9 protein-coding genes are annotated in these 13438 nt (G+C 42.9%); 8 read left to right on the top strand and 1 reads right to left on the bottom strand.

All coding sequences use genetic code 11. From position 1 onward, the window contains the following. Positions 1 to 129: 129 nt before the first annotated feature. Positions 130 to 1566 (bottom strand): type I glutamate--ammonia ligase, encoded by a 1437-nt coding sequence (gene glnA, locus A5295_RS02255; RefSeq protein WP_004107300.1) that lies wholly within the window; start codon positions 1564 to 1566, stop codon positions 130 to 132. Positions 1567 to 1757: 191 nt separating this feature from the next. Here glnA and A5295_RS02250 point away from each other — a divergent pair, with 191 nt between their 5' ends. The 8 genes from A5295_RS02250 (at position 1758) to ftsH (ending at position 13374) form a co-directional block, all read left to right on the top strand. Continuing rightward, a complete protein-coding gene (locus A5295_RS02250; protein WP_004118703.1) occupies positions 1758 to 3347 on the top strand; it encodes an AI-2E family transporter in 1590 nt (529 codons plus the stop codon). Continuing rightward, positions 3344 to 4570 carry a glycosyltransferase family 2 protein gene (locus A5295_RS02245; protein WP_033888470.1) on the top strand — a complete coding sequence of 409 codons (1227 nt, stop codon included), beginning with the start codon at positions 3344 to 3346 and terminating at the stop codon, positions 4568 to 4570. The genes A5295_RS02250 and A5295_RS02245 overlap by 4 nt, the downstream gene beginning before the upstream one ends. Before the next feature lie 301 nt (positions 4571 to 4871). Next, complete coding sequence (locus A5295_RS02240; protein WP_064621588.1) at positions 4872 to 5777, top strand: ABC transporter ATP-binding protein; 906 nt, start codon at positions 4872 to 4874, stop codon at positions 5775 to 5777. Between the two features lie 14 nt (positions 5778 to 5791). Continuing rightward, on the top strand, positions 5792 to 7444 hold the full coding sequence (locus A5295_RS02235) for a hypothetical protein (protein ID WP_064621587.1): 1653 nt from the start codon (positions 5792 to 5794) through the stop codon (positions 7442 to 7444). A 74-nt stretch (positions 7445 to 7518) separates the two neighbouring features. Further along, on the top strand, positions 7519 to 9309 hold the full coding sequence (locus tag A5295_RS02230; protein ID WP_004108576.1) for a D-alanyl-D-alanine carboxypeptidase: 1791 nt from the start codon (positions 7519 to 7521) through the stop codon (positions 9307 to 9309). Between the two features lie 46 nt (positions 9310 to 9355). After that, positions 9356 to 10474 (top strand): tRNA lysidine(34) synthetase TilS, encoded by a 1119-nt coding sequence (gene tilS, locus A5295_RS02225; RefSeq protein WP_004108574.1) that lies wholly within the window; start codon positions 9356 to 9358, stop codon positions 10472 to 10474. Further along, positions 10449 to 11003 (top strand): hypoxanthine phosphoribosyltransferase, encoded by a 555-nt coding sequence (hpt, locus tag A5295_RS02220; RefSeq protein ID WP_033888468.1) that lies wholly within the window; start codon positions 10449 to 10451, stop codon positions 11001 to 11003. Before tilS ends, hpt begins: the two co-directional genes overlap by 26 nt. A 61-nt stretch (positions 11004 to 11064) precedes the next feature. Then, positions 11065 to 13374: an ATP-dependent zinc metalloprotease FtsH gene (ftsH, locus tag A5295_RS02215; RefSeq protein ID WP_004108568.1), complete on the top strand. Its 2310-nt coding sequence runs from the start codon at positions 11065 to 11067 to the stop codon at positions 13372 to 13374. Positions 13375 to 13438: the final 64 nt, after the last annotated feature.

Here is a 13438-nt window from a genome sequence, read left to right as displayed (position 1 = left end):
GCGAGTTTCCGCTCCGAGTTGCCTTCGCGCGCTAAATCGCAGCGCTCAAGCAGGTCGTCGCGCCAAACAATAAGCCGACTCTGCGAAATCGTAGAGCCGACTTATTGGCTAGAAGAACTTAACTACAAATCAGATGTGGAAGTAAAGCTCATACTCGAGTGGAGTTGGAGCCAAGCGCGCCATATCCATTTCCTCATGCTTCAAATTCAGCCAAGTTTCAATCAAGTCGCTAGTAAATACGTCGCCTTGCATAAGGAAGTCGTGATCCTCTTCCAAAGCTTGCAAAGCCTCACCAAGTGAAGAAGGAACTTGCTTAATGCCGTCATGCTCCTCTGGAGGAAGCTCGTACAAATCTTTATCAACAGGGGCAGGAGGCTCAATATGGTTAACAACACCATCCAAACCTGCCATAAGCTGAGCGGAGAATGCTAAGAATGGGTTGCATGAAGGATCCGGTGCACGGAACTCAATTCGCTTAGCAGCAGGTTCCGTACCAGCAAGAGGAATACGAATAGCTGCAGAACGGTTACGAGCAGAGTAAACCAAGTTGACTGGAGCTTCGTATCCTGGAACCAAGCGATGGTAAGAGTTAAGCGAAGGATTCGTAAATGCAAGCACAGAAGAAGCGTGCTTAATCAAGCCGCCAATGTACCAACGTGCAATATCAGAAAGTTGAGCGTAGCCAGTTTCCGCATAGAACAATGGCTTGCCATCCTTCCAAAGCGACTGATGGCAGTGCATGCCGGTGCCGTTATCTCCAGCAATTGGCTTTGGCATAAATGTTGCAGCCTTACCAGCTAAAGCAGCAGTTTCATGAACCACATACTTGTACTTCATCAAATCATCGCCAGCATGAACAAGCGTATTGTAACGGTAGTTGATTTCCTGCTGACCTGCGCCGCCGACTTCGTGGTGAGAACGCTCAAGAATCAAGCCGACCTTTTGCAAATTGCAAACCATGTCATCGCGCAAATCCTGATTGTGATCTACTGGTGGCACAGGGAAGTAGCCGTGCTTTACGCGGTTCTTAAAACCAATATTGTTGCTGCCGTCATCCTCAGTGTCAATTCCGGAATTCCAAGGAGCTTCGTTAGAATCAACCTCATAGAAGGAGCGTTGCATGTCGTTAGCAAAACGCACCTTATCAAAGATGAAGAACTCAGCTTCAGGAGCAAAGCTTGCAGTGTCAGCAATGCCAGTTGACTTCAAATAGGACTCTGCTTTAATAGCGACCTGACGAGGATCCCTAGAATATGGCTCATCTGTTACAGGGTCAACAATAGAGAAAGCAACATTCAGAGTCTTATGCTTACGGAATGGGTCAATATAAGCAGTGTCAACATCTGGAATAAGCTTCATATCTGATTCGTTAATAGCCTGGAAGCCTTGCATTGAAGAACCATCGAACGCCATTCCATCAGTGAAAGCACTGTGCAAGAACTCGTCAGCAGGAACAGTAAAGTGCTGCTGAACGCCAATTAAATCAGTAAATCGTACGGATACGTATTCAATGCCTTCCTTTTCAATGAGGGCTGCGGCATCTTCTTTAGTTTGCAAAGTGGTCATGGCCACCATTCCTTTCTTAAAAAACCCAGTAATGAGTTTATGACTATGAATGCCATTTTGGATTTCAGCGACTCGAATATCTCGTTACGTTTGTGTTACATAATGTTACGTGTAGTTGCGTAGATGCGAATAATGTAATACTACATGCCGCTAATTCGCATTCATCAGTTCGCGCAGTTACAATAGTACCTATGAATTACCAAGAGCAAGAAATGCATGAATATAAGATGCATGAGCATATTAAGGAAAGTGAAAATAAGCTAGATTTAGCTTCACTTTTCCCAGCCAAAGGCGATGATAGAAGGCCGCCAGATTGGCTAGGTCGTGCACTTATTTACGTTGCAATTGTTACTTTTGTGTCCATCTTCCTATGGTTCGCTTGGAATAGCATTTCATTCATTGTTTTCGATGTTGTGATTTCTATTTTTATTGCGCTCGCAATGGAACCGCTTGTTGTTCGGTTAATTAAGCATGGTTGGAGGCGAGGAGTTGCTTCTGGCTTTACGCTAACGGGCTTGCTTGTTGTAATTAGCTTGCTACTTGCTTTGTTTGGTAATTTATTTGCTCAGCAGGTTGTTTCAATGGTTATGGGCTTGCCTGATTTATACAATCAATTTGCAAATTTTGTGCTTCACTATACCGGTTTTAAAATGCCTAATATTGAGCAGCTTGGCATGGAAATTTTGAAGCATGTGCAAACATCTTGGGTTGTTGATTTTGCTGGCCAAGCACTTAACACAACATGGGGATTGATGACTGTTCTGCTTGATTTGCTTACCATTATTATGGTTACGTATTACATTTCTGCAGCAGGTCCGGCTATGCGTCGTAGCATGTGCCGTTGGATGAATCCGCAAGCTCAGCGTCGTTTCCTATTTATTTGGTCAGTTGTTCAAGAGCAGATTTCGAGCTTCTTATTTTCGCGAATTATTTTGGCAGCGATTAACGCAGTGGGTACCGCAATTTTCCTTATTGTGATGAATATACCGTATTGGCTTCCGCTATCCTTATTCTGCGGAATTGTTTCGCAGTTTGTGCCTACAATTGGTGGCTATTTGGGTGGAGCTTTGCCTATCTTGGTTGCGTGGGGTTCCAATGGTTTTGGTGCGGCTGTTGCAACATTAATTTTTATTACGATTTATCAGCAAATTGAGAACATGGTTATTTCGCCGAAGATTTCCGAAAAGACTATGGATCTGAATCCTGCAGTAGCTTTTATTTCAGTTCTTGTAATGGGCGCTGTATTTGGTGCTCTTGGAGCATTTTTGGCTTTGCCTGTGACTGCAAGTTTGCAAGCAATTTTTAGAGTATGCACGAAGCAATATAGTTTAGTTTCTTCTCCGCTTATGAACGATCCTCACCCTGATCACACTTCTATTATTGTTCGTTGCGTTGAGGCGATTGGCCGTAAGTTCATGAATCCAATGAGTGAAAGTGTTCATCGTGTAATGAAAGGCACAAGCTCTCGCATTTCTCTGAACGAGGATATTTTATATTGGTATAAGCAAGCTTATGTGTCAGATTCTGACGATGCGAATAGTAGCAAAGTTTCCTCTAACGATTCTGATCAAACTGATGTATTGGCAACAATGCCAATTTCGCGCGAAATATTAGATGCCGTAAATAAAGATATTGCAAAGCGTAAAGTAGATTCTGAAAATAAGGATTCTCCTAAAGCAAAATTGCAAGTAGGCGAGTCTAAAATAGTAAACAATACAAAAAATACAAAAAATAGTAAAAGTAACGTAAAAAATAATCCACGGAGCGGATGGAAGCGATGATTCTTCTATCAATATTTGATGTACTAGTAATACTTATTGGCATAAGCGGTGTTGTGTATCAAGGTGTTTGTGCCGTTGCATCTTTATTCGCTAAGCCTATTGTTTTTCCTGAAGCGCCAATGGATAAGCATTATGCTGTGCTTATTTCTGCGCGCAATGAGGAAGCTGTTATAGGTAATCTTATTCATTGCATTCAAACTCAAACATATAGACAAGATTTTATTGATATTTGGCTTGTTGCAGATAATTGCACTGATTCTACTGCGCAAGTTGGTCGCAATTGCGGATGCAACGTAATTGAACGTTTTGATAAAGAGCATATTGGTAAAGGTTATGCGCTCAGCTATCTCCTCGATCATATTATGAAAATTGGTGCGGATAAAGTTTATGACGCGTACTTTGTTTTCGATGCAGACAATAAACTTGATCCGCATTATTTTGAGGAAATGAATAAAGGTTTCCACGCAGGATATCAAATTTTAACTAGCTACCGTAATTCCGTGAATCTTTCAGATAATTGGGTTTCTTCTGGCTCTGCACTTTGGTTTATTCGAGAATCGCGATTTACTAACAACTCTCGAATGCTATTCGGTTCGAGTTGCCATGCTGGTGGAACTGGATTCATGTTCTCGCGTGAGATTATGCACAGAAATAGCGGATGGAAATTCCATCTTCTTACTGAGGATCTTGAATTTACTATGGATGCTATTCTTCACGGAGACAAAGTTGGATATTGCGGTTCTGCAGTGTTGTATGATGAACAACCTGTGTCGTTTAGGCAGAGCTGGAGGCAGCGTCTTCGTTGGAGCAAGGGATTCTTGCAGGTATTTCGTTACTATGGAGCAGCTCTTATTCGACATGGTATTCGCGAAAGAGATTTTTCGTCGGTTGATTTTACGCTTATGCTTTTCCCATTTATGGTTTTGGCTGTTGCAAGAATAATACTTGGGTTTATTTTTGCTGCATTTGGATTTGTAACATGGATGAGTCAAATCTATTCAATGATTAACTTCATTACAACTACTGTTACAAGTGTTTTAGGTATGATGATATTTGTGTCGCTCACTATTTTAGTTGAACACGATAAGCTTGGTGCAACGAATAAGGAACTATTTGCGTACGCTCTTAGCTTCCCGATTTTTATGCTTTCGTACGTGCCTATTGCGTTCCAAGCTATTTTCTCAAAGAGCGAGTGGAAGCCGATTCAGCATACCGGTCGTTAAGCTCTCGTTTAATATGGTGCATTGCTCCAAGTATGGGTAACTTGTTTCGCGTTTGGAGTGTTGTCTGTGTCATTTTGCTCCAAATGTGGGGTAGGTTTCTCGTGTTTGGAGGGTTTTGGTGGGTTTTTGCTCCGAATGTGGGATGGTTGTCTCGCGTTTGGGGTGGTGTGTGCGGCTGCTGCTGGCATTGCGATTGCGCAAAAATTGCGGGTATGAGATAATAGAAGCCTTGATATAAGCGTGTGATTGCGCAATTAATGTAGTGCAATGCGTGCGTTTATCTGTATACTGCGAGGTTTCTATGGTAGATTCTATTCCGTCTGAATATCCGTCCGAGTATCCGTCCGGAAATACTTTTGCTAGCAGCGTTCCAGTTTTTGGCGCAAACACTTACGACGCTACTAACGAAGATGTTCCAGCGGTTTCTATTAGCGGATTTGTTAAGACTTTTGGCAAGAAAGTTGCTGTAGATAATCTTTCGTTGAGCATTCCAGCAGGCTCTTTCTATGGATTAGTCGGCCCGAACGGTGCTGGCAAAACCACTACGATTAAAATGCTTACGGGCTTGCTTATGCCAGATGCTGGCTCAGCTTCGATTTTTGGCAACGACGTTTGGAGTGACGTAAATAGTGCTAAGCGCGCAATCGGTTTAATGCCTCAGGCCGACGAGATTTTTAAGACGATTACTGGCCTTCAGCTTTTAACTTACGCTGGCATGCTTCGCGAGATGAGCCGCGCTGAGGCTGTTCGTCGCGCGACCGACTTGCTTTCTGCATTTGACTTAACAGAAGCCGCAAACACTATGGTTTCGGACTATTCAACTGGTATGACGAAGAAAATTTGCCTTGCAACAGCTATGATTCACAGCCCTCGCGTACTTGTGTTGGACGAGCCTTTTGAGGCAGTGGATCCTGTTTCTAGCGCGAATTTGAAGGATATTCTTGCCGAGTACGTTTCTACTGGCGGAACGGTGATTATTTCTTCGCACGTTATGGAATTGGTTGAAAAAATGTGCTCGCATGTGGCGATTATTAACGAAGGTCATGTTGCGGCTGCTGGCACTCTTGAAGAGGTGGCTCAGGGCAAAGATCTTGAAGATCGCTTTATGGAGCTTGTTGGCGGACGTCACGCTGCTGCACGCATTGACTGGCTTAATGGCGGCAAGTCTGATAACGCTCCTGCACCTTCCACCAATCTCAACGCTTAAAAAGGAGAACCGTAATGTCTATGATTTTTACAATGGTTCGCCTTCGCTGGGCGCTTACTTTTTCTGTTATGCGAAAGTCAATTTGGCAAAAAATTGGCTTTGCTATAGCAATTGTTTTTGGACTTGCGCTTATATGCGCTCTTGGTTTTGCTGGCTGGGAAACTGGCAAGTACATTAATCCAGGAATGCTTGCAGATACTAAAAATTGGCAGGAATTCCAACTTGCTCCAATAATGGTTGCGACGATTGTGTCAATTTTTACGCTGTTTATAAACGTGTTTATGTTTGGCAGCGACACAACACTAAAATCGCGTAGCTTTGCGCTTTACGGCATTCCTTACGTAAAACAGCAAGCAGGTATGCTTCTTGGCTCTCTTTTTGGAGCGCTTTCAATAAGCTCCACAATCGCACTTGCTTTGTGGTCTTTAGCGTACAGAAACTTTGGAATTGTGCCGGTTTTAGTCAGCGTAATAGCGGCTCCGCTTTACATTGCAACAATTGTGTCTTTAAGCAAAATGCTTATTGAACTTTTGGATACTATTTTAATAAACAAGCATTCAAGAAATATTTTTTACTTTGCCATTTTTATAGCGTACATGATTTTTGTTGCGTCAATGAACAGGCATGATAGCTCACCAAATGAAATTGCGCTAGTCACAAGTTTCTGTGCTGCGTCCGCTTTTACGCCATTAAGTGCAGCTATGGCTTTGCCGCTCGATGCTATTAATGGCAATTGGCTTGCTCTTGCTATTCGCTTCTTTATTTGCGTTGTAACCATTGCTGTTTGCTTTGCAATCTCTGTATTTTGCGCAAAATTAGAGCCTAAGCTACTTCGCGGTGAGCAAAAAACAGTTGTTAAAACTAAGGGAATCGGCTTGTTTGCAGCAGTTCCAGACAACACAGTTGGTGCGATTATTGCGCGAATTATTAGCGTTATGAGAAGAGATATGCGTCAGCTATTTTTGCTTATTGCGCCGCTTTTTATGCTGGTAGTTGCAGGAGGAAGTAGTTTTAAGGCTAAAGGATTTGATTCTCTAACAGATAACTTAGGTGTTTCTGGATGGATGATGTATGCTGCTTTGCTTATGGGCATGGTTGTTGGAAACAATATTGCTTACGATGGCACAGCTTTTACTATGCATGCGATTATTGGAGTAAAAGGTTTGCACGATCGCTTAGCGAACGCAATAGTTTGGTCAGTGATTTGCGCTGTTTATTTTGCGATTATTGGAGTAGGGGTTTACGTTTTCCTTTTCTTTGTAGCAAATGTTAAGCAAAATGTGAATGCAGTTATGTTCCAAACTCTTTGTCCAATTGGAATAGCTTTTGCTTCCATAGGCATTGGCTTAATTTCTTCGTGCATTGCAATGTACCCTGTGGCATCAATCGAAAAGCCATTTTCTAGGCCGCAAGGAAGTGCTGGCGGGCGAAGTTTTGCAGCTATAGGCTTTATGCTTCTTTCTGTAGTTTGCATGATTCCTTCGGTTGCGGCTGCGATTGCGTTTATGATTCTTGCGCCGCAACTGCTGTGGATTGCAAGCATTTTGTTTGTAGTAAACGGCTTGATTGTGCTGGTTGTTGGCGTGATTCTTGGTGGCAAAGTAATGGATAAGCGCATGATTCGCATTGTAGAAAACTTGCGCAGATTCGCGTCTATTACTGCGTAACTTACGCACGCTTTGTTGCAAGCGCAATGTATAGTTAAGCGCGGTATTTGCAATCGATTTAAAGGTGTGCTCGCATGGAAAGTAATAAAGGCTTAAACGATGCCTTAAATATTCCTAATGCGAGCACGCCAGCGCAAAGCGGCGAACCCAACAAAAGTATCGAGCCTAAACCAAGTAGTGAAAAAAAACTAAGTAGTGAATCTAAATCAAGCAGTGAGATTAAACCAAGTAGCGCACAGAAGAAAAGTAAATACGCTGCTATGGTTTTAAGAAGCCAATATCCTTCTCGTTGGCGATTGCTTATTGCATTTATAGCAGTTATAGTTAGTGCAGCAATTATTTTTACTTATTTTTTGCTTGACGTATACGATATTCTTCCTGGTCCTTTGACGTTGCGAAAACAACATTATGCTGTAACTGTTTCTTCTCCTAAATCACTTTTGCGAGTTAAATCACTAGCTAAAGGCGTGACTTATGGTAAAGAAATAAATCATTCGCAAGCTCAAAAACTTATTAACGAGTTGGTTTCCGATGCTTCTATGAGCAGCAGCACTTCAGCAGTAATTATGGATGCTAATGGGCGAGTAGTTGCTTCACATGAGCCAAATGCTTTAAGAGAGCCAGCGTCAACGCTTAAAACTTTAACTGCTAGCGTAGCTTCTCGCACTCTTGACATGGGTTCAACTCTTGATACTCAAGTATTTTTGTTGCCTAAAACAGGCGGTATACCAGAACGAGCTTCTAGTACGAATGCTAGAAAGCTTGTGCTTCGCGGCAATGGTGACATGCTTCTTGGTGTTGGAGAAAACGATTGGCACCATGTTAATGGCAGAGCAGGTTTAACGACATTAGCGAGAAGAACAGCCAACGCGTTGAAGCTTGAAAATATTCACACAGTTTCTTTAGCTGTTGATGACTCATTGTTTGGCGCAAAACGTGCTCCTGATTTGATTTATGAAACAGATGTTGAACGTCGCTTTTATGCTCAAACGTCATCTTTGGCTATAGATGATGCTCGTCAGCGTGACCTTTCAGTGCAAGGTGTTGACGCTGACGCTATGACAGATTTTCCGCTTTCTGATCCTCATCCTGCTTTAAGTGTCGGTCATGTTTTTGCTAAATTATTAAGCAAACAAGGAATAGTTATAAGTAATTATTCTAATAAAACCGCTTCTGATGAAAAAAAATCCGGTTCAGGCTCGTCTGCAGATGATCCTTCTGAAAACAATAAAGATTCTGAAAATGAAAATAAATCTGCACAGTCTGAAAATCTTGTCATACCAGTAAGCGAAACTCAATCGTTAATATCATCTAATTCGCGTTTAATTGCACAAGTTTCTTCTGCACCATTAAACGAAATAATGGCATATACGCTTCGTATTTCAGACAACACATTGGCGGAAGAGTTTGGTCGTTTGACTGCGCTTGCAACTCACAAATCCAACTCTCCGGAGGGTGCAGTTCAGGCAGTAAAAGAGGGATTGCGCAAGCTCAATATCGATATACGTGGTTTGCACATGTCTGATTGCTCAGGCTTGTCTCCAAAATCAAGGTTGCGCGCAACAACGCTAGCTCAAGTACAAGTGCTTAATATTAAAGCCGATTCTGGAGGTGCTGCAGCTGCTGAAGGATTGTCTCTTCCTGGTTTAGTTGGAACAGCAAGAAAGCGTTTAGCGGATGAATCTTCTGCCGGCATGCTTCGCGTAAAGACTGGTTCTTTAAGTGAAGTTACGTCTATGGTTGGTAATGTATCTAGGAAAAATGGTGGAGTGCTAACTTTCGCTGTTGTTGCGAACCAGCCAGCTGATATTTGGGGAGCGTTCGTAGCGATTAATAAGTTTATGGCAGAATTGCCAAAACTATGATTTATGAGTTGCAATTTAGCGTTATTGGCGCGCTACACTAGAAGCTATGGTGTATTCTTCTCGCATACGCGCAGGAATTGGCGCAATCAAGCATTGTTTTGACGAACTTTCATTATGCGCACAAGACGCGCGTTTTTCCGAACATGGCAATCACGCGACAGATGTTGATGCTCCTTTGGTTCTTATTGCGTGCTCTGGAGGTAGAGATTCTCTTGCACTTACAGCATTGAGCGTGATTGTGTGCGCAAGTAGGGGTATTCGTTGCGGTGTCGTAATAGTAGATCACCATTTGCAGCCGCACTCAACTGAAATTGCTAATATTGCGGCTAAGCATTGTTTGCAATCTGGAATAGATGAAAAGTACGTGTATATTCAATCTGTGAACGTTGAAGATTCGGGAGAAGGCGAAGAGTCTGCTGCTAGAAATGCTAGGTATCAAGCAATTATTGAGGTTGCTAAAAAGCAGCAAGCTGCAGCCGTGCTTCTAGCTCATACTGCAAATGATCAAGCAGAAACTGTAATGATGGGGCTAAAAGATTCTGCAGGTTTAGAAGCAGTTGCTGGCATGAAAGCAGTGACATTGCGTCAAAACGTGCTTTTTGCAAGGCCTCTTATTAAGCTTAGTAGAGAAGATACTACTGGTATTTGCGAGGATTTAGGCATTTCATGGTGGGATGATCCTACAAATGGTGACGATATTTCGAAAAATGAGGAACTTTCAGAAAATTATCCATTGAGATCTCGAGTTAGACACACGTTAATGCCTTATATTTCGCGATTTTTTAATGCAAATATGGTTACTTTGCTTTCTCGTGGAGCTGAAATAGCTAGAGACGATCTTGACTATATTAATTCTCAAGTTGACGAAGCTAGTTCACAAGTGATGGAATTTGATAAAAATGCGAAAACTGTTAGGTTAAAAGCTGAGAAGTTAGCGCAATATCATCCATCAATTCGTAAACGAATTATAGTGCGTGCGTTAAGCGAGCTTGGTCTGCGTTTCTCGTCAAGTCACATATCGGCAGTGGACGAACTATGTACAAAATGGCATGGTCAGAAGCCTTTTTCGCTGCCAAATTATTACGAAGCGACTCGGCTCTCGCGCAATATCGTCATTCGCTTATGCAAAGATAGTGAACATGCAAATTGCAGATATACGAGATGACATCGACTATGAATTAATTAGCCACGAAGACCTTATGAAGCGTATTCGTGAAGTCGCTAAACAAGTAAGTGAAGATTACAAAAACAGTAATGTTTTGCTTGTTGCAGTTCTCAAAGGTGCTGTAAATACTCTTGCTGTATTTTCGCAAGAATTAAGCATTAACGCATCAATGGACTTTATGAGCTTGTCTAGTTACGGCAGTGGCACTCAAACTAGCGGACAAATCACTGTTCGCGAAGATTTAAGTACTGATGTGCGTGGTCGAGATGTGCTTATTGTAGAAGACATTGTTGATTCCGGTCGCACGCTAGCTTGGCTTGTAGATGAGCTAAAAGGTCGTGGTGCTGCAAGTGTAAAAGTTTTTGCATTGCTCAGTAAGCCTGCACGTCGCGAAGTAGACGTACAAATCGACTACTCGGGCTTTGAAATTCCTGATGCATTTGTCGTTGGTTTCGGAATGGACTACGACGAACGCTACCGCAATCTCAATAGTATTGCGGTATTAAAGCCATCAGTGTATGGTGCTTGATTTTATAGATTCTATTCAGAATTTTTATATAAATTGAGGAGTTTGAAAGGAGCCTTATTACATGGGCGCTTCTCCTATGACACCGCAAGGCCCAATGGGCGGTCCTGGGCGTGGAAATAACGGGAATAATCCGTTTTTAAATCCACGCAACCCTAGGAATCAGCGAAACAACGGTCAACAGGGCAAGAATAATAAAAATAACGAGAACAACCATAACAATCGTCGTTCCTTCTGGCAGTCGCCATGGACGTGGATTGTGCTTCTTGTGTTGCTTTCAGTTGTCGGATTCCAAATGTTTGTTCATAACGGATCGCAAACTATCGATACTCAGGATGGTATTGAGTTAGTGCGATCTCATAAAGCAAGTTATGTGGAAATTATTGACAATAAACAGTTAGTTAAGCTTACGCTTGATAGTCCGTTTAAGAAGTTCGATAAACGAAGTAAGCAAAAGCGTGACTTTGGCAAGGATGTGCAATTCTACTACGCGTATGCACAAGGTAGGTCAATTGTACAAGAAGTCGAAAAGGCGAAGCCTTCTAACGGCTGGACTGCTAGCTTACAGTCATCTAGCATTATTTCGTATTTGATTACTTCGCTTGCTCCGATATTGTTCTTCCTTGGCATGATTTGGTTCATGTTTAGCAGAATAGGCGGTGCCGGTGGAAGTATGCTTGGCATGGGTGGCGGACGTGGCCGTGGCAAGCTGCTTGAAGGTCAGACTCCTAAAACTAAGTTTGCTGACGTTGCTGGCGAACAAGCTGCTGTTGAAGAAGTTGAAGAGATTAAAGACTTCTTGAAGGATCCTTCGCGCTACAAGGCTTTGGGTGCTCGCATTCCGCGCGGTGTGCTGCTTTATGGTCCTCCAGGAACTGGTAAGACTTTGTTGGCTCGTGCTATTGCAGGCGAAGCTGGTGTGCCGTTCTATGCAATGGCTGGCTCTGACTTCGTGGAAATGTTCGTAGGCTTGGGCGCGTCTCGTGTTCGTGAACTTTTTGACGAAGCTAAGAAGAATGCTCCTGCCATCATCTTTATCGATGAGATTGATGCTGTTGGTCGTCGCCGCGGAAGTGGCATGACTGGCGGTCATGATGAGCGCGAGCAGACACTTAATCAGCTGCTTGTTGAGATGGACGGCTTCGACAACGACACTAATTTGATTATTATTGCCGCAACAAACCGTCCAGATGTGCTTGATTCCGCACTTCTTCGTCCTGGTCGTTTTGACCGTCAGGTGGCTGTTGAGGCTCCTGATTTGGAAGGTCGCGAGGCAATTTTGAAGGTTCACGCTAAGGGTAAGCCTTTTGTGCCGGATGTTGATCTTCATATGGTTGCTGTGCGCACTCCTGGTTTTACTGGTGCAGACTTAGCTAACGTGCTTAACGAAGCTGCGTTGCTTTGCGCTCGCTCTGGTGCTCAATATATCGATAATCGCGCTATTGATGAGGCAATTGATCGTGTTCAAGCAGGACCTCGACGTAAGTCTAAGGGTATGGCTTTGGATGAATTGCGTAACACTGCTTACCATGAGGGTGGTCATGCGCTTGTTGCTGCTGCGTTGCACCACACGGATCCTGTTACTAAAGTAACGATTTTGCCGCGAGGTCACGCACTTGGCTACACTGCTGTGATGCCAACAAGCGACCGTTACTCGCAGTCTCGCAACGAATTGCTGGATCAAATGGCATATGCTATGGGCGGACGCACAGCAGAGGAAGTTGTGTTCCATGATCCAACAACTGGTGCTTCTAACGACATTGAGAAAGCTACTGCTATTGCTCGTAAGATGGTTGTTGAATATGGTTTCTCAGCGAAGCTTGGAGCTGTTAAGTGGATGGATACTGACGAAGATTCTTCCGGTTCACTCGATTCTTTGCAACCTCGTAAGTTCTCGAATCGTACTGCTGAAGTAATCGATGAAGAAGTTCATAAGCTTATCGAAACTGCTCATACTGAAGCGTGGGAGATTATTAACAATAATCGTGACGTATTAGATGAGCTGGTTCGTCAGTTGCTCGCTAAGGAAACTCTTAACGAGAAGGAACTTAAGGAAATCTTCAGTAAGATTCGTAAGGCTCCTGAGCGTACTCTTTGGCTTTCGGACGATAGAAGACCAGATTCTGATCTTCCTCCTGTTGAAATTCCAGAAAGTTTAAAGCGCAACGTTGAAGGTAAGAATGAGCAGAGTGAAGCTTCTGAACTTTCTGAATCTTCCAATAACGCAACTTCACAAAACCAGCAGTCTGATCAGATGTCTGTTGATACGTCTATTCAGACTACTGCACCTGCTCCTCGAACTGTTATTGGAACTGTTAAGCCACCAGTTAATCCGTCTACTAATCAAAATGACGGCACTCAATTTGGTGCTTAATAGTGTAAATACAGTGCTAAAAAGCAGATAAAATACAATCATTAATAAACGCTGATAACAATAT

This window comes from Gardnerella sp. 26-12, assembly GCF_001660745.1.
In the GTDB taxonomy this organism is placed as follows: Bacteria; Actinomycetota; Actinomycetes; order Actinomycetales; family Bifidobacteriaceae; genus Bifidobacterium; species Bifidobacterium swidsinskii.
The sequence above is the reverse complement of the archived record's forward strand: the minus strand, read 5'-3'. Positions and strand labels throughout refer to the sequence as shown.